Here is a 19,583-nt window from a genome sequence, read left to right as displayed (position 1 = left end):
CGAATTGCGCGGTTTTTCTGGAGTCACTCAGTCATGGCCAATCCAGTTTCGATCCCGGATCACACATCCACGCCTGAAGCCTCGCGGCAGCATCAGGGGCTGTTTCGCAATCACGCACCCGTGCAACGCGAAGGTGTGCGCAAAATGCTGCGGATCATGTGGAACATGATTTTCCACAAACCGCGCAACACCCGGCCCGCAGCGCCGATCCCGGTGCAAGCGTTGACCCGGGAAGAACTGCTGGCAGCGCCCAATCACAGCGTCTATCGCCTCGGTCACTCGACCTTGCTGCTGAAGCTGCGCGACAAATTCTTCATCACCGACCCGGTCTTCGCCGAGCGCGCCTCGCCGGTGCAGTGGGCCGGGCCGAAACGCTTCCACCAGCCGCCGATCAGCATCGACCAGTTGCCGCCGATCGAAGCGGTGATCCTGTCGCACAACCATTATGACCACCTCGATTATCAGGCCGTGCTCAGACTGGCTGCCAAGACCAACCTGTTCCTGACCCCGCTGGGCGTCGGCGATACCCTGATCAAATGGGGCATCGAAGCCAGCAAAGTCCGCCAGTACGACTGGTGGCAGGGCGCAGAGATTGCCGGCATCCGTTTCGTCGCCACACCGTCTCAGCACTTTTCCGGCCGCGGCCTGTTCGATGGCAACAGCTCCCTGTGGGCGTCCTGGGTGATGATCGACGGCGACACCCGAATCTTCTTCAGCGGCGACAGCGGCTACTTCGACGGCTTCAAACGCATCGGCGAACAATACGGCCCGTTCGACCTGACCCTGATGGAAACCGGCGCCTACAACGTCGAATGGCCACACGTACACATGCAGCCCGAAGAAACCCTGCAAGCGCACATTGACCTCAAAGGCCGCTGGCTCTTCCCGATCCACAACGGCACCTTCGACCTGGCGATGCACGCCTGGCACGAACCGTTCGACCGGATCCTGGCATTGGCGTGGGAACGCAGTATTTCCATTACCACGCCGCAGATGGGGCAGGCGTTTAACATCGCTCAACCGCAACGCGGGGAGGCGTGGTGGTTGGCGGTTGAAGGGGAGAGTGAGGCGGTGGTGCAGAGCGCTTAATGAGTTTCAGGTTAAGCAAACACCACTTCAATTCGGCCTTCTTTCCGTGATCGGGGGGCCGATTTCACTACGATCTGCACGTCTCGCCCAAGATGTGAAAGACATTCCATCATTTTGGCTTCACTGATTCCTCGAAATTTTCCCCGCAGCATTTCGGAAAGTTTCGGCTGGGATAATCCAAGGATTTCAGACGCCTGAATCTGAGTGAGATGGCGAGCCTTGATGATCTCGCCGATCTTCGCCGCGAGCTGCGACTTAACCTGCATTTCACTAGCATTGGGCAGTTCGAGGTCTTCGTAGACGTTCCCGCTACCTTTTTCAATTTCTATCATTTTCTGATCCTTTCGCGTGATCCTGAGCGGCTCGAAGACGGTTTCGTATCAGATCAATGTCGGACTGAGCCGTTTTGATTCCGGTAGTCGACTTCTTTTGAAAGCAGTGCAATACATAAATGGCACTGCCGAAACGAACCGTGTAAATGGCGCGGTAGGTGTTGGTATCGAAGTCTTCGATCAGCTCTAGCACACCTGCGCCTCCAAACCCTTTCAGGGGTTTTGCATCCGGATGCTTCAAGCCACTCTGGGCCAAATCCAGTGCATAACCAAAAACATCCTGTACGTCTGTGGGCATCTGCTTGAGATCTTTCTTGCTACTGCAGACCCACAAGAGCGGCTTCCTTGCACTCATGCGAAAATATACCTATTTAGGAATAAAGATCAACTCGTTCTCTCAATCAGCCATCGCAAAATCCCCACGCCCCATCGCTTCCGACGACACGCCCTGAACACTCGCACTACGCCCCGGTGCAAACCCGGGAAAGAACACCAGCCCCTGCGCCTCGAACCGGTAAGCCAGCGCCAGTCGCGCCGCATCCGCTACGTCCTGCTGCGCTTCAAACCGTTGAATGTCTTCAACCGAAACCTCAGCCTCCCGCGATAGCTGTTCCGCGCTCCAGCCCAGCATCGCTCGGGCCTGGACGCAGTGCGTCGGGGTGAACTGGAAAAGGGCAATGCGTTCGAGGATGTGGTTCATCGCAAGAGAGGCCATGGTGTGCTCCGGGCTCAAGAGTGCTGATTGAAAATGTACTGTGTTTTTGTACAGTTGTTTTCGGCCGGGATCAAACGCATTTTTTGATTTGCGCTAATTCGCCGCCTCCAACCAGACGGACGGTGCCTGCCCGAGGATCCGCCGGAACATCGTCGAGAACGCCGCCGGGCTTTCATAACCGAAGTCCAGCGCGATTCGTGTCACCGCTTCACCCGAGGCCAAACGTGCCAGCGCCAGGACCACGCAAGCCTGCTGCCGCCATTGTCTGAAGCTCAGCCCGGTTTGTTGGCGAAACAGTCTGTTGAAGGTGCGCAAGCTTATGTGTAATTGGTCAGCCCACTGCTGTGGTGATTGGTGGGCGTACGGCTGATGCAGAAAGTTCTGACACAGAGACAGGAGCTTTCCGTCAGTCGGCAGCGGAATGTGCAACGGCAGCGGCGCACTGCGCGTCAATTCATGCAGCAACAGATCAATCAACACACCATCGCGCTCGCCGAGGTCATACGTCAGCGGTACTTCCACCGCCTCCATCAGCAAATGCCGCATCAACGGCGACACGCTGATCACCTGACAGCGCTCCCCCAAGTCCACTGCCCCCGGTTCGATGTACAAGCTGCGCGTGCTGACCCCAAGCATCAACACCTCGTGCGCCACCCCCGGCGGAATCCACACCGCTCGCTGCGGCGGCACCACCCAGTTGCCGTCATGGGTGCTGACCTGCATCACCCCGGTCGCGCCGTACAACAACTGCGCCCGCCGATGCGTGTGAAAAGGCAGCAAGTGACCGTGGGAATAATCCGTACCGATCGCCACCACCGCGCGCGGCGTGTCATCCAGCAGATTGATCGAAACATTGCGCATCAGGCGTTTTCCGGTGATTGGCGTAAACGCAAACATTATTGGCTGACTTGCTGAAGCAGGCCAAGCGCTGACGCTCTATCGTCGACCGCTCTCCCACCACGGACGCCTCGACATGTTCTATTTACTGCTAACCCTCTTCGGCTGCCTGACCGGCATCACCGCGGTCCTGTTCGGCTTCGGCGGCGGCTTCGTCGTGGTGCCGCTGCTGTATCGCCTTCTCACCGCGAGCCACGGCGCCGACGACCCGATCGGCCAGTCAGCGATGCACATCGCCGTCGCCACTTCTACCTGCGTGATGATCGTCAACGCCCTGATCGCCACCGACAAACACCGCCGCGCCGGCAATCTCATCCGTCATTACCTGTGGCCGTTGGGTGGGTTTATCGGAGTGGGCGCAATCGTGGGTGCAATAGCGGCGGTGTGGGTCAGCGGCGACGTGATTCGCTACGCGTTCATCGGCTACCTCGGTGTAACCATTGTCGATTGCTTGCTCAGGCGCGGGTTTCTCACTCAGAACGCAGACGTCATCCCACGCCGACTTGGCGCTATGGAAACTTCCGCAGGCGGTGTAGGCATCGGCGCCATTGCGACGTTTCTCGGTGTAGGAGGCAGCGTCATGACCGTGCCGTTGTTGCGCCGCTGTGGACTGAGCATGTCGCAAGCGACGTCCATGGCTAACCCGTTGAGCGTGCCGGTGGCATTAGCGGGGACGCTGACGTACATGGCGTTAGCCGGGTTCAGCCAGGCCGAATTGGGGACTTGGTTTGTCGGGTATGTGGATTTGCTGGCGTTTGCGGTGCTGACGGTTGGTTCGCTGTTGGGGATCAGATTGGCCACGCCGTGGATCGGGCGGATACCGGATCGGGTGCATGCCTGGGTCTATATCGGGTTGCTGATCACTGTGTTGCTGTGCATTTCGCTTAAATGAACCATTGCCATGTCAGAGCAGAAGAAATCAAAATCGACAACCGAGTACTGTCCTCCAGCAATGACCAGAGAACCAGGATGTTGATCTTCAATTGCACCGAAGCCGCCAGCAAATTCTTCAGCCGTGTCCACAAGGGCAAAAAGATCACGCCGGTGGATGCTAAACCGCCGTCCGCAATCATTGAAGATGATGAGCTGAGCGGCGCTGACGAGCAGTGGCTGGTGCACGCGATAACGGTACAACGCAAGCATGTGTTGCTGGTCATTCACGTCCAGACCCGCTATTGCCTGATTTTCGCTGATGCGAAAAAGGCTGACACAGAAGACTTTGTTGATCGATTTGTGGATCGTTGGGTCAAGGGGATAGTGATCAACGCACATCATCATGACCTCGGGCAGTGGCTTAACCCTGAGTTGATGTTGGCGCGGCTGAAACAGACTTGTGAGCATCAACGGTTCTATCGACGTAGCCATCGCAGCGCGCAAAAACACATTGATGAGATTGCATGGATGTTTCAGGACAAGGTCGCCCATACGGGATCTTTGCCGCCGGATGAAATCACTGCGATGGTTTTTGACGAGCAAATGAATGACACGCCCAGGAACAGCAAGGGCGCCAAGTCTTACTACTTTCCGGATGAGGAAATGGCGCTTCACTGGCTGCGTCACTACTGCTTTCTCGATGACGTCCAGCTTCATACTGCCAAGGAACGTCGCCAACAAATGGCTCGAGAAATTGCGGCCCTTGAGCACGAAGCCTGGCTTAAAAAGTACGAGCAAGAAAACTCGAATAGTTAAGCGGCCCCCGCCATAATCCGCAGCGTATTTTTCAGCGCTGGCGCCTGTGTGCCGACGCGTTCTCCGACTCCTTCAAGGATTGATTCATGCTCAAGGGACTGATGCGCCTGGCGCCATATGCCGCGGCGCTGTTCACACTGATTTCCACTGCCCATGCCGAAGATGGCCGGCGCGTATTTACCGGCACATTGGGCAAGACGGCGATTGTTGTTGAACTCAACACCACACAGCAGGACGAAGTCACCGGCCGCTATTTCTACGAGAAATATCACCGTGACCTAGCCCTCAGCGGCTCGCTACAGGACAGCACGTTGAACCTCGTCGAAGGCAATAACCGCTACGGTGACGACAAGCCGCTGCCAACCTTGAAGCTGGAAGAAACCGGCAGCGGCTGGCAGGGCGAATGGCAAAGTCCGCAGGGCAAAAAGCTGCCGGTGAAACTCACCGAGGCCAGACTTCCCGCGCCCACCTCAGCAACTTTACCTTTCATTGCCGCACTGCCATACGGCGAGCCTTACGAGTATTTGCGCCTGCAGGGGCTGAAGCTCAAACCGGCGAAGAAAGAAAACTTCATGGGCTATGACCTGCAATGGTGGACGGAGCCTGAGACAAAGATTTCGCTGTTCAGCGTGGAGTCCGGATTGTCGAAAGATGATCAGCAACGGGTTAACCAGCAGTTGCTCGGGCGCCTCTGGAATGAAGTCATCAGCTATCACGGCTGCCAATTACAGGGCGGGGAGAACGTGGAGTTCATGCAGCAGGCAGAACCGAAAATGATCTCGCCTGCCGTGGTCAGCCTGAACATCTCGACCAGCTATTACTGCGGCGGCGCGCATCCCGACTTCGGCGATTCACCCCTCAACATTGATGTAAAAACCGGTCACCCATTGTCACTCGAAGATGTCTTTTGGGTAGGTAAGGGCACGCCGATTTTGCATGCCGAGCGCGACAGCCTGGGCGACAAACCGCTGAGCGAGGCCGAAAGTAACGCGCGCTATCAGTACATAAGCAAAGAGTTGGTACCTTGGGTAATCAAGCAATTCACCGCGCTGTACCCCACAGAAATGAAGAAACCGACGGGAGATGACGACTGCAACTTCCAGGATGAGAGCATCTGGGGCACTTCACCTTGGTACTTCACCGAGAAGGGCTTGTACCTCGGCGCCTACTTCGCTCGCGTGCAACGCTCTTGCGATAGACCCGACTGGTCGATCCTGCCGTACTCACTTGTCAAACAACACCCCGGCGCCGTCAACCTGCAACTACCCCAAGGCTAACCGTCACTCCAGCCCCGGCGCTTCACGAATAATGAAGTGATCCAGGTTCTCGATATTGGCATTGAAGACCTCGAAAGGCTTTTCGGGGTTCTTCTTGCCGGGCACCTGCTTCAACTCCGGCGTCACCCCATAGAAGAAACAGAACAACGCCTTGTCGCTATCCACCGCGTGCTTGATCTCCTCCAGAAACGCCTTGCGCTTGCGGTAGTTGTCGATCAGCTTCTTGTTCAGATAAACGCTGACCGGATACGGCTTCTTCTTACTGTCCTCGGGCTTCTTGAACCAGACCTTGTCCTCGAAATCGATACGAAAACTGGCACTGTGGAAGTCCTCGATCTTCTTGATCCGCCCCCAGTAAATCAGCCCCTTGTTGTCCGTCAGATACTCAATCTTCTTGAAGAACGAACTGTACGGCGCCGAATGCTCGCCGACCTTCAACGGCATCCGCTTGAGCAACTCCTTGTCCGCGAAGTTGGAAACAAAACACTCCACCGGATGCGCAAACACACTGGTCTTGTCCGGCGCCGATTCACGACCCGCCGACTCTTTACCACTCTCCGCCGCCGCCCGCACCGGATCATCGCGCAACACATCCGCCGCCCCCGCTGGCGCGACAGGCTTGCGCACATACTCACGGCGGGTCAGCAACAACTCTGATGGGAAGTGTTCCTCACGCCCATCATCCACCTCACCATCCGCCGTCTCAACGCCAGATGCCGAAGCCTTCAAACTCACATACGGACAACCCGCCACATGCTGCGTGGTGGGCAGATTCTTGAAGTGCGGCGTACGCACGTAATTCACGTTCTTGGCGTTGAACGTACCCAACTCGTTGGAAGCCTCGAACGCCGAACGACAGGCATCGTTGGGGCACTGGAAGTGTTCCTTCGCGGAATCAAACGCCACCGTCTCATCGAAATTGAGATCGCGAACGTCATAGATCGACAACTTGTCGTCGAGGCTGAGGCAGTAGGCGAGATTGAATTTCATGGTGGGGCTCGGATCCTTGAGTGGGGGAGGGGTATTAATAGCGGGAGGTGCGTGGTGGTGCACCTACTAATTCTTTTTTTTGTGCAGTGATGTGGTCATTTTCTAGGCTCCGTCAAAGCATTTTAAGAGCGAGAGGTGGAACACATGTCTCACCGAAAGGCTGAAACGTTGGCTTGAGTCAGTTGTGAGAGCCTTCCGTAAGTCGTGTAGGACTTTTCTCTAGATTTGATAATCTCTAGCCTCTGATAAGAGGATGAGTGGATGCCAGCCGTAATTGCCGAGAATGATTTGTCAAAATGGGCCGATCAAACTGGGGTTCTCTACCACTTCCCGAAGCGGTACAAGGAAATCCTTATCCAGGGAACAGAGGTTATCTACTACAAAGGGAAACTGAAAAATAAGGCTTTTTCAGCGTTACGTTTGAGTTCTGCGCCTCATTATTTTGGCTTGGCCCGGATAGGAAGGGTGTATGCAGACAAGAACAGTAAGCGAGGAGACCTGTTTGCCTCTATTGAGGATTTTCGTCAGTTTGAGTCGGCAATCCCGATAAAGCTTGAGGGGGAGTACCTTGAGCAAATTCCCTCAAATCTAAAGAACAATTACTGGCGTAACGGTGTTCGGTCCATTGATCAAACTGTGTTCGACCGGATCTCATCCAATGCTGTGCTGACGCCATCGCAGGCAAATGACTTCAGCCAGGTTGACGGTACGGAGGATTTTGAAACTGTAATCGTTGGTACTGAAGGTAAAAAATCCACTTATTACGGTGTGAGATACGAGCGCTGTCCCAAGCTTAGACGTCAGGCTATCGCTATTCATGGCCTTCTATGTAAAGCATGTGATTTTGACTTTGAGAAAGCCTATGGGGCGCACGCGAAGGGCTTTATTCATGTACATCACGTGAAGCCCATTTCAGAATTTGAAGAGGAACAGGTTGTCGATCCACTGACTGACCTTATTCCTCTCTGTGCAAATTGCCACGCAATTGTTCATAGAAAGCCTCAGCAATTACTGAGTGTTGAGCAATTGAAAGGGCTTCTCAACGGTCGCTGGGTTTTCGATGATTTGACCTAAATGAATGCGTAGATAACTGCAACGTATTTACGACCCGCCGCCACCAAGGATTAGCTTCGATCGTTCGTCGTCGCGGCTGATCATTTAATAGGTGCGGCATATCCCGCAGCCGAATCCAGCCTTCATCCTGCCAATGCAACAAACTCAAAGACATCTCCGGCCAATCCAACAAACTCAACATTGGCCGATTTGAATTTCCCGAATCCTGCGCATCGCGCAAGGTCGGCACTACCTCATTGGTCAGCCACTCACGCAACAACCGATTCCCCGGAACGTAGTGATACACCAACAGTGCATAAACCCCGGATTCACTAAGCATCAGATGCTGTTCTGGTTCTCGAAAGTACTCAATCCACATGACGCGGCGTTGATCGCTATCTAGCTTGTTGACCACCCGATCATTCAGATGGAAACCCATCAAACGGCCAACATCGCGGGCGGAAAACCATGGCTGGTTTTCGAGTAGAAGGGCATGTAAAGAAAGGTTGTGGCGAGAGAAGACGGTTACCGAGCATGGATCAGACATATCTAGACCTCTACGTTTTGGATTTTGGGAGGGCCTGACCCCAACGTAGAGCGGACTTAAGAAATCCCAACGAGCAGAGCAGTTGCCACCGACGAATTACACGTCTGTGTCACTGACCAAGCTTTCTACGTTGGGCGTTTCTTAGGCACCTGCGATAGAGCTTAGTAGCGCTCGCAGCACGCTTCAATGGGAAGCGACTGTAAGTGCTGTAGGAGATTGAGCGCTGTGGCGTAGGCGTAAAAAGGTTTACCTATCGCCCATAAAAAAGCCCCGATCAGATCGGGGCTTTTTGCTTTCTCGACTCACCGACTCAAACCGCAATCGTCAAATCGTGCCAAGCGAGACTATTAATCCCAGCTCAACGCACCACCAGTTTGGTACTCAATCACACGAGTTTCAAAGAAATTCTTCTCTTTCTTCAAGTCCATAATCTCGCTCATCCAAGGGAACGGGTTAGTCGTCCCTGGGTACTCTTCCTTCAAACCAATCTGGCTCAAACGACGGTTAGCGATGAACTTCAGGTAGTCCTCCATCATCGCCGCGTTCATACCCAACACCCCGCGAGGCATGGTGTCACGTGCGTATTCGATCTCCAGCTGCGTACCCTGCAGAATCATCTGGGTCGCTTCTTCCTTCATCTCAGCATCCCACAAATGCGGGTTTTCGATTTTGATCTGGTTGATCACGTCGATGCCGAAGTTCAGGTGCATGGATTCGTCGCGCAGGATGTATTGGAACTGCTCGGCGACGCCGGTCATTTTGTTGCGGCGGCCCATAGAGAGGATTTGGGTGAAGCCGCAGTAGAAGAAGATGCCTTCCAGAACGCAGTAGTAGGCGATCAGGTTGCGCAGCAACTCTTTGTCGGTGTCCGGGGTGCCGGTTTCGAACTTCGGATCGGAGATCGAACGGGTGTATTTCAGGCCCCAGGCTGCCTTTTTGGCGACCGATGGGATCTCGTGGTACATGTTGAAGATTTCGCCTTCATCCATGGCCAGCGATTCGATGCAGTACTGGTAGGCGTGGGTGTGGATCGCTTCTTCGAAAGCCTGGCGCAGGATGTACTGGCGGCATTCCGGGTTGGTGATCAGGCGGTACACGGCCAGTACCAGGTTGTTGGCAACCAGGGAGTCGGCGGTGGAGAAGAAGCCGAGGTTGCGCATGACGATGCGGCGCTCGTCGTCGGTCAGGCCTTCCGGGTTTTTCCAGAGGGCGATGTCGGCGGTCATGTTGACTTCTTGCGGCATCCAGTGGTTTGCGCAACCGTCCAGATACTTCTGCCAGGCCCAGTCGTACTTGAATGGCACGAGTTGGTTGAGGTCGGCGCGGCAGTTGATCATGCGCTTTTCGTCAACGGCGACACGGGCGGAGGCGCCTTCGAGTTCGGCGAGGCCTTCGGCGACGTCGAGGGAGTTCAGTGCAGCCTTGGCGCGGGCGACAGCGGCGGAGTCGTCGGCGGTCACGGCGCGGGCTTCCAGCGCTGCGGCGCCGCCGGCGTTGTCGAGGCGGTCCATGTTGGCTTCAGTAGCGTGGCCGGCGTTGGCGCCTTTCACGGTTGCTACTTCACTGTCTTCTTTGTCGAATTCGTCCCAGCTCAGCATGACGTGTCGTCTCCTGCGTGAGGGCCTGTGCCCGTGTGAAACCTGATTGGTTGGTTTTTCACACGGTCGTACAGACCGCGTTGGATGTCGTTTTTTGCAGCGATGCACGCAGGCAAATAAACAGAAATTTTGACGGGTTCCGAGAGCCTCTGATGGGCGCAATCAGCGTTGAACGCTGCTGCGGGGCTTCAGAATGGCTTTTGCTCCCTGTAAGGGAATATTGCTGACCCGTATGGGGCGGCATTATAGGGAAAAAAACACGGCTGTGCTGAGGCGAATCCGCGCATGGAGCGGTCGAGGAGGGTGGTTTTTCGACGAGAGTGAGGGTTTACAGGGCTTTGCCGGGGATAGATTTTTTTTCGCAAAAATCTCGCAATTGTCGATTTGCTCAAAAAACGAACAAAAAAACCGGTTTTTCACTACATCTAGTGGTTTGCAAGCATTTTTGATGACTTCAAACACAACTGAGCCCGACCGAAGTCGGGCTGGAATCGACCCTCAATGAAGCGCTGAGAGATCCAATTCGGTGCAGTCTCGAATCATCAATTGGTGCAGCCGTTGCCCATGACGCTGTAACGCAGGATGTGGCGCTGGCCTTTGGAGTCGTCGTACTCCATTTTTGCCGGTACTACTTCGCAGACGTTGGGAATTTCACTCATCGATACGACGTTGGCGATGTCCAGGTGAGTGGAGTAAGTGTATTCCTCGATCACCGGTTGTTGCTGCGCGACATCAGTCGGGACCTCATCTGCCATGGCGGTTGCGCACAGACTGCTGAGGGCCAGAACCAATAAAGCTTTCATTTCAAATTTACCTTTTTGAGGTCGAGTGGGGTCACGCAACCTTTATGGGGTTGCGTGTGTAACTTCATCGTTTGCGGTTATTACTTGAGAGCTGGATTAACGGCCTTCGTGGGGGCTGTATCGTTGTTAATCGCGTTTGCCTTGTTGGCGAGGTGAATTTTAGGGGGATGGGGTGGGGGTAAACAGAGCGGGTTTTGATAAACACCTTTGGCAGATTTGGTAACAATCCCTTGAAATGGGGTGGTGACTGGATTGGTGAGTGGGGGATTTGTCTGGGATACCGAGGTGCCTGATTCGCTTGCAGGCAAGCTCCCACAGGGGATTGGGGATGTTTGGAGGAACGGTGTAAGGGCCGCGTTACGGGTATCTGGATGTTTTGTAGGGGCTTGTTACTACCATCGTCGAATGGTTCTATGGCCCCCGCCCCGTTACAACAGGGTCATACAAAAACAACTATTACACCGAGGTAGGAAAGATGAGTGCGGCTTCTCTGTATCCCGTTCGTCCCGAGGTTCTGGCTAACACGCTGACTGACGAGGCGACCTACAAAGCCATGTACCAGCAGTCGGTCGTCAACCCTGACGGCTTCTGGCGCGAGCAAGCCAAGCGTCTCGACTGGATCAAGCCTTTCACCACGGTGAAACAGACGTCGTTCGACGATCACCATGTCGACATCAAGTGGTTTGCCGACGGCACCCTGAACGTTTCCTACAACTGCCTCGACCGTCATCTGGCCGAGCGCGGCGATCAAGTCGCGATCATCTGGGAAGGTGACGATCCTTCCGAGAGCCGCAACATCACCTACCGCGAACTGCACGAACAAGTCTGCAAACTGGCCAACGCCCTGCGTGGTCAGGACGTGCACCGCGGCGACGTGGTGACCATTTATATGCCGATGATTCCCGAAGCCGTGGTCGCCATGCTGGCCTGCACCCGGATCGGCGCGATTCACTCGGTGGTGTTCGGCGGTTTCTCGCCGGAAGCCCTGGCCGGTCGCATCATCGACTGCAAATCGAAAGTGGTGATCACCGCTGACGAAGGCATTCGCGCCGGCAAGAAGATTTCCCTCAAGGCCAACGTCGACGACGCACTGACCAATCCGGAAACCAGCAGCATCCAGAAAGTCATCGTGTGCAAGCGCACCGGTGGCGACATCAAGTGGAACCAGCATCGCGACATCTGGTACGAAGACCTGATGAAAGTGGCGGGCACCGTTTGCGCGCCGAAAGAGATGGGCGCGGAAGAAGCGCTGTTCATCCTTTATACCTCCGGTTCGACCGGCAAGCCGAAGGGCGTGCAACACACCACTGGCGGTTATCTGCTGTACGCGGCGATGACCCACGAGCGCGTGTTCGACTACCGTCCGGGCGAAGTCTACTGGTGCACCGCCGACGTCGGCTGGGTCACCGGCCACAGCTACATTGTCTACGGCCCGCTGGCCAATGGCGCGACCACGCTGCTGTTCGAAGGCGTGCCGAACTATCCGGACATCACCCGGGTGGCGAAAATCGTCGACAAGCACAAGGTCAACATCCTCTACACCGCACCGACCGCGATCCGCGCGATGATGGCTTCGGGTCAGGCTGCGGTTGAAGGCGCGGATGGCAGTAGCCTGCGCCTGCTCGGTTCCGTGGGCGAGCCGATCAACCCGGAAGCCTGGGACTGGTATTACAAGAATGTCGGCAAGTCGCGTTGCCCGATCGTCGATACCTGGTGGCAGACCGAAACCGGCGGCAACATGATGAGCCCGTTGCCGGGTGCGCACGCGCTGAAGCCGGGTTCGGCGGCACGTCCGTTCTTCGGTGTGGTGCCGGCGCTGGTCGACAACCTCGGTAACATTATCGAGGGCGAGGCTGAAGGCAATCTGGTGATTCTCGATTCGTGGCCAGGTCAGGCGCGCACGCTGTACGGCGATCACGATCGTTTCGTTGATACCTACTTCAAGACTTTCCGGGGCATGTATTTCACCGGTGACGGCGCGCGTCGTGATGCCGATGGTTACTACTGGATCACCGGGCGTGTCGATGACGTGCTCAACGTGTCCGGCCACCGTATGGGTACGGCCGAGATCGAGAGTGCGATGGTTGCGCATCCTAAAGTTGCCGAAGCGGCGGTGGTGGGTGTGCCGCATGACATCAAGGGGCAGGGCATTTATGTCTATGTCACCTTGAAGAATGGCGAGGAGCCGACTGAGCAACTGCGTCTGGAGCTGAAGAACTGGGTGCGCAAGGAGATCGGGCCGATTGCATCGCCAGACGTGATCCAGTGGGCGCCGGGGCTGCCGAAGACGCGGTCGGGCAAGATCATGCGCCGGATTCTGCGCAAGATTGCCACGGCGGAATATGACGGGTTGGGGGATATCTCGACCCTGGCAGATCCGGGTGTGGTGCAGCATTTGATTGATACGCACAAGACGATGAATGTGGCTTAAGCGTTAGAAGCGTAGAAGCCCTGTCCGGTTTTGCCGGGCGGGGCTTTTTTGTGTCTGGAGGTTTTGTGGTGGTTGGGCTGGCCTCATCGCGAGCAGGCTCACTCCTACAGGGATCGCATTCCACCTGAAGAAACGCGATCAACTGTAGGAGTGAGCCTGCTCGCGATAGCAATCTGTCAGACGCCATCGCAGTCCATTGTCAGACCACCAACGCACCCAACCAATAATTATCGATCTCCCCCGTAAGACATTTCCCGCTGTTACCCGCCGCCTTTCACGTAACCGAATGTGTAACCGCCCGCCCCGGAGCGGGGCGAAGGGAAACGCATTGCCCCGTTTTAGAGCCTCTAAACCCCCGGTGAAAAATAAGACACAACGCTGCGCTTGCCGGATTAGAAGGGTTTGCGAATAATAGGCCCGCAATTTGCAGCATAGATCGGTTCACTGTCTCTCGCTCTTGCATGAAATTGCAGGGCTGTCAATGTGCCAAAGTCGCTTTCTCTGTGCATCTGTAATTAGTTGTCGCATTGAAGAAATATCGGCTTCCGGCCTGTCGTTAGAATGCCGATCACTCGCTCATCGTGGCCGAGGTTGAAATCTCTGACGGTTTCAATCGGAAATTTCCCACCGATGCAGCAACCGATTTCCCGATTCACCCATTCGCATATTGGGCTGTCGCTCACTCTGCCGTTTTTGCCCTTTACCGATGGAGTCCCAAGATGAAGAAACTTGTGCTGCTTGGCGCCCTGGCACTGTCCGTGCTGTCGATGAACGCCTTCGCTGACGAAAAACCTCTGAAGATCGGTATCGAAGCGGCTTACCCTCCGTTCGCTTCGAAAGCGCCGGATGGCAGCATCGTCGGTTTCGACTACGACATCGGCAACGCTCTGTGCGAGCAGATGCAGGTCAAGTGTGTGTGGGTCGAGCAAGAGTTCGACGGTCTGATCCCGGCGCTGAAAGTGCGCAAGATCGACGCGATCCTGTCGTCGATGTCGATCACTGAAGACCGCAAGAAGTCGGTCGACTTCACCAACAAGTACTACAACACCCCGGCACGTCTGGTCATGAAGGCCGGTACTCAGGTCAGCGAAGGTCTGGCTGAGCTGAAGGGCAAGAACATCGGCGTGCAACGTGGTTCGATCCACGAGCGTTTCGCCCGCGAAGTCCTCGCGCCACTGGGTGCCGAGATCAAGCCGTACGGCTCGCAGAACGAAATCTACCTCGACGTGGCCGCCGGTCGTCTCGACGGTACCGTGGCTGACGCCACCCTGCTGCAAGATGGCTTCCTCAACACCGACGCCGGCAAAGGCTTCGCGTTTGCAGGCCCGGCGTTCACCGACGTCAAATACTTCGGCGACGGCGTAGGCATTGCAGTGCGCAAGGGCGACGCCCTGAAAGACAAGATCAACGCTGCCATCGCGGCCATCCGCGAAAACGGCAAATACAAAGCAATCCAGGACAAGTACTTCGCCTTCGATATCTACGGCAAGTAACACGTCTCTGCGACAAGTCCGAAATGGCGCAAGCAACAGGATCTCTGCGGTTTGCGCCATTTTTTCATCCCAACTTTCGAGGACCTGAATCATGTTGAAAGGCTACGGGGCTGTCATCCTCGATGGCGCATGGCTGACGCTTCAGCTCGCCTTGTCGTCCATGGCTCTGGCCATCGTTCTCGGGCTGATCGGTGTCGCGTTGCGCCTGTCGCCGGTGCGCTGGCTGGCCTGGCTGGGCGATCTGTATTCCACGGTGATCCGCGGGATTCCCGATCTGGTGCTGATCCTGCTGATCTTCTACGGCGGTCAGGACTTGCTCAACCGTGTCGCACCGATGCTCGGTTATGACGACTACATCGATTTGAATCCGCTGGCCGCCGGTATCGGCACCCTCGGTTTCATCTTCGGTGCGTACCTGTCGGAAACCTTCCGTGGCGCGTTCATGGCCATTCCCAAAGGTCAGGCCGAAGCCGGCATGGCGTACGGCATGAGCAGTTTTCAGGTGTTCTTCCGGGTGATGGTGCCGCAGATGATTCGCCTGGCGATTCCGGGCTTCACCAACAACTGGCTGGTACTCACCAAGGCGACCGCACTGATTTCCGTGGTCGGTCTGCAAGACATGATGTTCAAGGCCAAGCAGGCGGCAGATGCCACCCGCGAGCCTTTCACCTTCTTCCTCGCAGTGGCGGCGATGTACCTGGTGATCACCAGTGTTTCGTTGCTGATCCTGCGTCAACTTGAGAAGCGCTACTCGGTAGGCGTAAGGGCGGCTGATCTATGATCTTCGACTACAACGTCATTTGGGAGGCCATGCCGCTGTACCTCGGCGGCCTGCTGACCACCCTCAAACTGCTCGCGCTGTCGCTGTTTTTCGGTCTGCTCGCGGCCCTGCCGCTGGGGCTGATGCGCGTCTCGAAGAACCCGGTCGTCAACGGCGCCGCGTGGCTTTACACCTACGTGATCCGTGGCACGCCGATGCTGGTGCAACTGTTCCTGATCTACTACGGTCTGGCGCAGTTTGAAGCGGTCCGCGAAAGCTTCTTGTGGCCATGGCTGTCCAGCGCAACGTTCTGCGCGTGCCTGGCCTTTGCGGTCAACACGAGCGCTTACACCGCCGAGATCATCGCCGGCAGCCTCAAGGCCACGCCGAACGGTGAGATCGAAGCGGCCAAGGCCATGGGCATGTCGCGCTTCAAACTGTACAAACGCATCCTGCTGCCATCGGCCCTGCGCCGGGCACTGCCGCAGTACAGCAACGAAGTGATCATGATGCTGCAGACCACCAGTCTGGCCTCCATCGTCACCTTGATCGACATCACTGGCGCGGCGCGCACGGTCAACGCGCAGTTCTATCTGCCGTTCGAGGCGTACATCACCGCTGGCGTGTTCTACCTGTGCCTGACGTTCATTCTGGTCAAGCTGTTCAAACTGGCCGAGCGTCGCTGGTTGAGCTATCTGGCCCCGCGGAAGCATTGATATGGAACGCATCGACCACGTATTGCCGTGGAGCCACCTGGGCAGCGAGCGCAAGATTTCGGTCTTTCGCTTCGGCCATGGCGAGCGCAAGGCCTACATTCAGGCCAGCCTCCATGCTGACGAATTGCCGGGCATGCGCACCGCCTGGGAGCTGAAAAAGCGCCTCGGCGAACTCGAAGGCAAAGGCTTGCTCAACGGTGTCGTCGAACTGGTGCCAGTCGCCAACCCGTTGGGTCTCGGGCAGTTGCTGCAAGGCAATCACCAGGGCCGTTTCGAAGCGGGCAGCGGCAAGAATTTCAACCGTGATTTCGTCGAGCTGAGTGCGCCGGTTGCGGCGGCATTGGCTGAGAGCCTCGGTGATGATCCGCACGCCAATGTGCGCCTGATCCGTCAGGCGATGGCTGATCACTTGGCGGCATTGCCGGAAGCGAGCAGTCAGTTGCAAGGCATGCAGCGCGTGTTGCTCAGCCATGCCTGCACCGCCGATGTAGTGCTCGATCTGCATTGCGATGCCGAAGCCGCGTTGCACATGTACGCATTGCCGCAGCACTGGCCGCAGTGGCGTTCGTTGGCGGCGCACCTGAATGTGAAGGTCGGATTGCTCGCGGAAGATTCCGGCGGCAGCTCGTTTGACGAGGCGTGCTCGTTGCCGTGGCTGCGACTGTCGCGGCAGTTCCCTGATGCGCAGATTCCGCTGGCGTGTCTGGCGACGACCATTGAGCTGGGCGGTCAGGCCGATACCGGTCGCACCGAAGCCTGCGCGTATGCTGAAGGCATTCTGGCGTTCCTCGCCGAGCAAGGTTTGATTACCGTTGAGTGGCCGAGCCCGGCGCACGAAGCGTGTGAAGGCATGCCGTTCGAAGGCACCGAGTTGCTGTTCGCGCCGCATCCGGGCGTCGTAAGTTTTCTGCGCAAGCCCGGCGAATGGGTCGAGGCCGGCGACGAGATTTTTGAAGTGATTGATCCTCTGTCCGATCGGGTCAGCACGGTGTGTGCTGGTACCTCCGGGGTGCTGTTTGCCATTGAACGGCTGCGTTATGCCCAACCCGGTTTCTGGCTGGCCAAGGTGGCGGGGCGCGAAGCGCTGCGTCACGGGCGCTTGCTCAACGACTGACTGACTGTTTTTGTGAGAACCGACCGCATGTACAAACTTGAAGTCCAAGACCTGCATAAACGCTATGGCAGTCACGAAGTGCTCAAGGGCGTGTCCCTGAAAGCGGCAGCCGGCGATGTGATCAGCATCATCGGCTCCAGTGGCTCCGGCAAAAGTACTTTCCTGCGCTGCATCAACCTGCTCGAGCAGCCGCACGCGGGCAAGATTCTGCTCAACAACGAAGAGCTGAAACTGGTGGCGAACAAGGACGGCGCGCTGAAAGCCGCTGATCCGAAACAGCTGCAGCGCATGCGTTCGCGCCTGTCGATGGTGTTCCAGCATTTCAACCTGTGGTCGCACATGACTGCTATTGAAAACATCATGGAAGCGCCGGTTCACGTACTGGGCGTACCCAAGTACGAAGCCCGCGAAAAAGCCGAGTACTACCTGAACAAGGTCGGTGTGGCCCATCGTAAAGACGCGTTCCCGGGGCACATGTCCGGTGGCGAGCAGCAACGTGTGGCGATTGCCCGTGCGCTGGCGATGGAACCGGAAGTGATGCTGTTCGACGAACCGACTTCGGCGCTCGACCCGGAACTGGTCGGCGATGTGCTGAAGGTGATGCAAGCGCTGGCACAGGAAGGTCGCACCATGGTTGTGGTGACACACGAAATGGGCTTTGCCCGTGAAGTGTCGAACCAGTTGGTGTTCCTGCACAAAGGTGTTGTTGAAGAAAGCGGCAACCCGCGTGAAGTGCTGGTTAATCCGCAATCGGAACGTTTGCAACAATTCCTCTCGGGCAGTTTGAAATAAATCAGGGCTGCCGTTGTGCACCGTGATAGTGCATGCTTCGCAGCCAGAAGGCTGGCCTGCGATCTCTGTGGGAGCGAGCCTGCTCGCGAATGCGGTGTGACATCCGACATAGATATCGACTGATCCACCGCTTTCGCGAGCAGGCTCGCTCCCACAGTTGGATCTCTGCCTGGATCTCGGTTGGTTTCAAGATTTGTGTTCATTTACGGGCTAGCATTGGCCCATGCCTTCATCACTGTTCTTCGCTTCGGATTGCCCGCCCATGACTGCCCATCGAATTGGTTTCCTGATTTGGCCCAGCACTAAAGCGTTGACGCTGGCGCTGGCGGAGGAAGCCTTGCGTGTTGCTCAGCGTGTGCACCCGGACGTGGTTTACGAACTGTCATTCTTGCAGGCCGAAGCCGTTACAGGAGCCGGGGCCGAAGGCGCCTGGCAATTGCCCGGTGAGCCCTGGACCGGCAAGCTCGAAAACTTCCAGAAACTGTTCCTCCTCGCCGACGAGCCGCCGACCACGTTGGCCCCGGCACTCAGCAGTGCGCTCAAGCAACTGGTGCGTGCGGGTACCGTCATCGGCGGTTTGTCCGCTGGCGTTTATCCGTTGGCGCAACTCGGTTTGCTCGATGGTTATCGCGCTGCCGTGCACTGGCGCTGGCAGGATGATTTCGCCGAGCGTTTCCCGAAAGTCATCGCCACCAGTCATCTGTTCGACTGGGATCGCGATCGCCTGACCGCGTGTGGCGGCATGTCCGTGCTCGATCTGTTGCTGGCGGTGCTGGCTCGTGATCACGGTGCAGAACTGGCCGGCGCCGTCTCGGAAGAACTGGTGGTTGAACGCATCCGCGAGGGTGGTGAGCGTCAGCGCATCCCCTTGCAGAACCGTCTCGGCTCCAGTCATCCGAAGCTTACCCAGGCGGTGTTGCTGATGGAAGCCAATATCGAAGAGCCACTGACCACCGACGAAATCGCCCAGCACGTGTGCGTGTCCCGTCGTCAGCTGGAGCGCATCTTCAAGCAATACCTCAACCGTGTGCCGAGCCAGTACTACCTGGAACTGCGCCTGAACAAGGCCCGGCAGATGTTGATGCAGACCAGCAAGTCGATCATCCAGATCGGCCTGTCGTGTGGCTTCTCTTCGGGGCCGCATTTCTCCAGCGCCTACCGCAATTTCTTCGGTGCCACGCCGCGGGAAGATCGCAACCAGCGGCGCAGCAGCAGCCCGTTCGAATTGTCGTCAGTGCCGCCCGAGCGCGGCTGAGTACTGGTTAGCCAACGCTCGCCAGTGCTCAC

20 protein-coding genes are annotated in these 19,583 nt (G+C 56.7%); 12 read left to right on the top strand and 8 right to left on the bottom strand.

Translation table 11 applies throughout. The features are described 5' to 3' along the window. Positions 1–33: 33 nt before the first annotated feature. Positions 34–1,089 carry an MBL fold metallo-hydrolase gene (locus tag PspS49_RS22340; RefSeq protein ID WP_160041503.1) on the top strand — a complete coding sequence of 352 codons (1,056 nt, stop codon included), beginning with the start codon at positions 34–36 and terminating at the stop codon, positions 1,087–1,089. An 11-nt stretch (positions 1,090–1,100) separates the two neighbouring features. Here PspS49_RS22340 and PspS49_RS22335 read toward each other — a convergent pair whose 3' ends face one another. From PspS49_RS22335 to PspS49_RS22320, 4 genes are all read right to left on the bottom strand, one after another. After that, positions 1,101–1,421: a helix-turn-helix transcriptional regulator gene (locus PspS49_RS22335; protein ID WP_150775215.1), complete on the bottom strand. Its 321-nt coding sequence runs from the start codon at positions 1,419–1,421 to the stop codon at positions 1,101–1,103. Next, the gene (locus tag PspS49_RS22330) at positions 1,408–1,776 is read right to left on the bottom strand and encodes a type II toxin-antitoxin system RelE/ParE family toxin (RefSeq protein WP_083368143.1); all 369 of its coding nucleotides are present in this window, start codon (positions 1,774–1,776) and stop codon (positions 1,408–1,410) included. Before PspS49_RS22330 ends, PspS49_RS22335 begins: the two co-directional genes overlap by 14 nt. Positions 1,777–1,818: 42 nt before the next feature. After that, on the bottom strand, positions 1,819–2,136 hold the full coding sequence (locus PspS49_RS22325; protein WP_160041501.1) for an XRE family transcriptional regulator: 318 nt from the start codon (positions 2,134–2,136) through the stop codon (positions 1,819–1,821). Between the two features lie 93 nt (positions 2,137–2,229). Continuing rightward, on the bottom strand, positions 2,230–2,997 hold the full coding sequence (locus PspS49_RS22320) for a helix-turn-helix transcriptional regulator (protein ID WP_160041499.1): 768 nt from the start codon (positions 2,995–2,997) through the stop codon (positions 2,230–2,232). 112 nt (positions 2,998–3,109) lie between these two features. Here PspS49_RS22320 and PspS49_RS22315 point away from each other — a divergent pair, with 112 nt between their 5' ends. The 3 genes from PspS49_RS22315 (at position 3,110) to PspS49_RS22305 (ending at position 5,999) form a co-directional block, all read left to right on the top strand. Further along, complete coding sequence (locus tag PspS49_RS22315; protein WP_150750313.1) at positions 3,110–3,925, top strand: sulfite exporter TauE/SafE family protein; 816 nt, start codon at positions 3,110–3,112, stop codon at positions 3,923–3,925. A 77-nt stretch (positions 3,926–4,002) separates the two neighbouring features. Further along, entirely contained in the window at positions 4,003–4,722 is a 720-nt protein-coding gene (locus PspS49_RS22310) for a hypothetical protein (protein ID WP_137218980.1), read from the top strand. An 86-nt stretch (positions 4,723–4,808) separates the two neighbouring features. Then, complete coding sequence (locus PspS49_RS22305) at positions 4,809–5,999, top strand: hypothetical protein (protein ID WP_160041497.1); 1,191 nt, start codon at positions 4,809–4,811, stop codon at positions 5,997–5,999. Between the two features lie 3 nt (positions 6,000–6,002). On the opposite strand, the gene PspS49_RS22300 is transcribed toward PspS49_RS22305, so the two are convergent. Further along, the gene (locus PspS49_RS22300; protein WP_160041495.1) at positions 6,003–6,989 is read right to left on the bottom strand and encodes a hypothetical protein; all 987 of its coding nucleotides are present in this window, start codon (positions 6,987–6,989) and stop codon (positions 6,003–6,005) included. 261 nt (positions 6,990–7,250) lie between these two features. Between PspS49_RS22300 and PspS49_RS22295 the strand changes: the two genes are divergently transcribed. Beyond that, entirely contained in the window at positions 7,251–8,063 is an 813-nt protein-coding gene (locus tag PspS49_RS22295) for an HNH endonuclease (RefSeq protein WP_160041493.1), read from the top strand. On the opposite strand, the gene PspS49_RS22290 is transcribed toward PspS49_RS22295, so the two are convergent. From PspS49_RS22290 to PspS49_RS22280, 3 genes are all read right to left on the bottom strand, one after another. Then, positions 8,029–8,589 (bottom strand): Bro-N domain-containing protein, encoded by a 561-nt coding sequence (locus PspS49_RS22290; protein WP_160041491.1) that lies wholly within the window; start codon positions 8,587–8,589, stop codon positions 8,029–8,031. The two genes, PspS49_RS22295 and PspS49_RS22290, sit on opposite strands and share 35 nt — an antisense overlap. A 347-nt stretch (positions 8,590–8,936) precedes the next feature. Beyond that, the gene (locus PspS49_RS22285) at positions 8,937–10,187 is read right to left on the bottom strand and encodes a ribonucleotide-diphosphate reductase subunit beta (RefSeq protein WP_150652081.1); all 1,251 of its coding nucleotides are present in this window, start codon (positions 10,185–10,187) and stop codon (positions 8,937–8,939) included. Positions 10,188–10,729: 542 nt separating this feature from the next. Next, positions 10,730–10,990: a DUF2790 domain-containing protein gene (locus PspS49_RS22280; RefSeq protein ID WP_008084846.1), complete on the bottom strand. Its 261-nt coding sequence runs from the start codon at positions 10,988–10,990 to the stop codon at positions 10,730–10,732. A gap of 475 nt (positions 10,991–11,465) precedes the next feature. On the opposite strand from PspS49_RS22280, the gene acs reads away from it, so the two are divergent. The 7 genes from acs to PspS49_RS22245 all read left to right on the top strand — a co-directional run bounded on the left by acs (position 11,466) and on the right by PspS49_RS22245 (position 19,551). Continuing rightward, a complete protein-coding gene (gene acs, locus PspS49_RS22275; RefSeq protein ID WP_007912698.1) occupies positions 11,466–13,421 on the top strand; it encodes an acetate--CoA ligase in 1,956 nt (651 codons plus the stop codon). 719 nt (positions 13,422–14,140) lie between these two features. Further along, positions 14,141–14,914 carry an ABC transporter substrate-binding protein gene (locus PspS49_RS22270; protein WP_038366516.1) on the top strand — a complete coding sequence of 258 codons (774 nt, stop codon included), beginning with the start codon at positions 14,141–14,143 and terminating at the stop codon, positions 14,912–14,914. Positions 14,915–15,005: 91 nt separating this feature from the next. Continuing rightward, positions 15,006–15,695, top strand: coding sequence for an ABC transporter permease (locus PspS49_RS22265; protein ID WP_007912702.1), 690 nt, complete (start codon positions 15,006–15,008; stop codon positions 15,693–15,695). Continuing rightward, entirely contained in the window at positions 15,692–16,390 is a 699-nt protein-coding gene (locus tag PspS49_RS22260; RefSeq protein WP_007912703.1) for an ABC transporter permease, read from the top strand. The genes PspS49_RS22265 and PspS49_RS22260 overlap by 4 nt, the downstream gene beginning before the upstream one ends. A gap of 1 nt (position 16,391) precedes the next feature. Next, positions 16,392–17,504, top strand: a complete 1,113-nt coding sequence (locus tag PspS49_RS22255; protein WP_160041489.1) for a M14 family metallopeptidase — start codon at positions 16,392–16,394, stop codon at positions 17,502–17,504. Between the two features lie 27 nt (positions 17,505–17,531). Then, positions 17,532–18,296 (top strand): ATP-binding cassette domain-containing protein, encoded by a 765-nt coding sequence (locus PspS49_RS22250; RefSeq protein ID WP_007912705.1) that lies wholly within the window; start codon positions 17,532–17,534, stop codon positions 18,294–18,296. 262 nt (positions 18,297–18,558) lie between these two features. After that, positions 18,559–19,551, top strand: a complete 993-nt coding sequence (locus PspS49_RS22245; RefSeq protein ID WP_174245078.1) for a GlxA family transcriptional regulator — start codon at positions 18,559–18,561, stop codon at positions 19,549–19,551. Positions 19,552–19,583: the final 32 nt, after the last annotated feature.

The sequence above is a fragment of the Pseudomonas sp. S49 genome (assembly GCF_009866785.1).
Classification (GTDB): Bacteria; Pseudomonadota; Gammaproteobacteria; order Pseudomonadales; family Pseudomonadaceae; genus Aquipseudomonas.
Note: the sequence above shows the minus strand (reverse complement) of the source record. Positions and strands in the feature narration are given on the sequence as shown.

Excerpts from the sequence above, each read along its gene's own strand:
- PspS49_RS22340 (WP_160041503.1), top strand. The coding sequence starts at position 34 with ATGGCCAATCCAGTTTCGATCCCGGATCACACATCCACGCCTGAAGCC.
- PspS49_RS22335 (WP_150775215.1), bottom strand. The coding sequence starts at position 1,421 with ATGATAGAAATTGAAAAAGGTAGCGGGAACGTCTACGAAGACCTCGAA.
- PspS49_RS22330 (WP_083368143.1), bottom strand. The coding sequence starts at position 1,776 with ATGAGTGCAAGGAAGCCGCTCTTGTGGGTCTGCAGTAGCAAGAAAGAT.
- PspS49_RS22325 (WP_160041501.1), bottom strand. The coding sequence starts at position 2,136 with ATGGCCTCTCTTGCGATGAACCACATCCTCGAACGCATTGCCCTTTTC.
- PspS49_RS22320 (WP_160041499.1), bottom strand. The coding sequence starts at position 2,997 with ATGCGCAATGTTTCGATCAATCTGCTGGATGACACGCCGCGCGCGGTG.
- PspS49_RS22315 (WP_150750313.1), top strand. The coding sequence starts at position 3,110 with ATGTTCTATTTACTGCTAACCCTCTTCGGCTGCCTGACCGGCATCACC.
- PspS49_RS22310 (WP_137218980.1), top strand. The coding sequence starts at position 4,003 with ATGTTGATCTTCAATTGCACCGAAGCCGCCAGCAAATTCTTCAGCCGT.
- PspS49_RS22305 (WP_160041497.1), top strand. The coding sequence starts at position 4,809 with ATGCTCAAGGGACTGATGCGCCTGGCGCCATATGCCGCGGCGCTGTTC.
- PspS49_RS22300 (WP_160041495.1), bottom strand. The coding sequence starts at position 6,989 with ATGAAATTCAATCTCGCCTACTGCCTCAGCCTCGACGACAAGTTGTCG.
- PspS49_RS22295 (WP_160041493.1), top strand. The coding sequence starts at position 7,251 with ATGCCAGCCGTAATTGCCGAGAATGATTTGTCAAAATGGGCCGATCAA.
- PspS49_RS22290 (WP_160041491.1), bottom strand. The coding sequence starts at position 8,589 with ATGTCTGATCCATGCTCGGTAACCGTCTTCTCTCGCCACAACCTTTCT.
- PspS49_RS22285 (WP_150652081.1), bottom strand. The coding sequence starts at position 10,187 with ATGCTGAGCTGGGACGAATTCGACAAAGAAGACAGTGAAGTAGCAACC.
- PspS49_RS22280 (WP_008084846.1), bottom strand. The coding sequence starts at position 10,990 with ATGAAAGCTTTATTGGTTCTGGCCCTCAGCAGTCTGTGCGCAACCGCC.
- acs (WP_007912698.1), top strand. The coding sequence starts at position 11,466 with ATGAGTGCGGCTTCTCTGTATCCCGTTCGTCCCGAGGTTCTGGCTAAC.
- PspS49_RS22270 (WP_038366516.1), top strand. The coding sequence starts at position 14,141 with ATGAAGAAACTTGTGCTGCTTGGCGCCCTGGCACTGTCCGTGCTGTCG.
- PspS49_RS22265 (WP_007912702.1), top strand. The coding sequence starts at position 15,006 with ATGTTGAAAGGCTACGGGGCTGTCATCCTCGATGGCGCATGGCTGACG.
- PspS49_RS22260 (WP_007912703.1), top strand. The coding sequence starts at position 15,692 with ATGATCTTCGACTACAACGTCATTTGGGAGGCCATGCCGCTGTACCTC.
- PspS49_RS22255 (WP_160041489.1), top strand. The coding sequence starts at position 16,392 with ATGGAACGCATCGACCACGTATTGCCGTGGAGCCACCTGGGCAGCGAG.
- PspS49_RS22250 (WP_007912705.1), top strand. The coding sequence starts at position 17,532 with ATGTACAAACTTGAAGTCCAAGACCTGCATAAACGCTATGGCAGTCAC.
- PspS49_RS22245 (WP_174245078.1), top strand. The coding sequence starts at position 18,559 with ATGACTGCCCATCGAATTGGTTTCCTGATTTGGCCCAGCACTAAAGCG.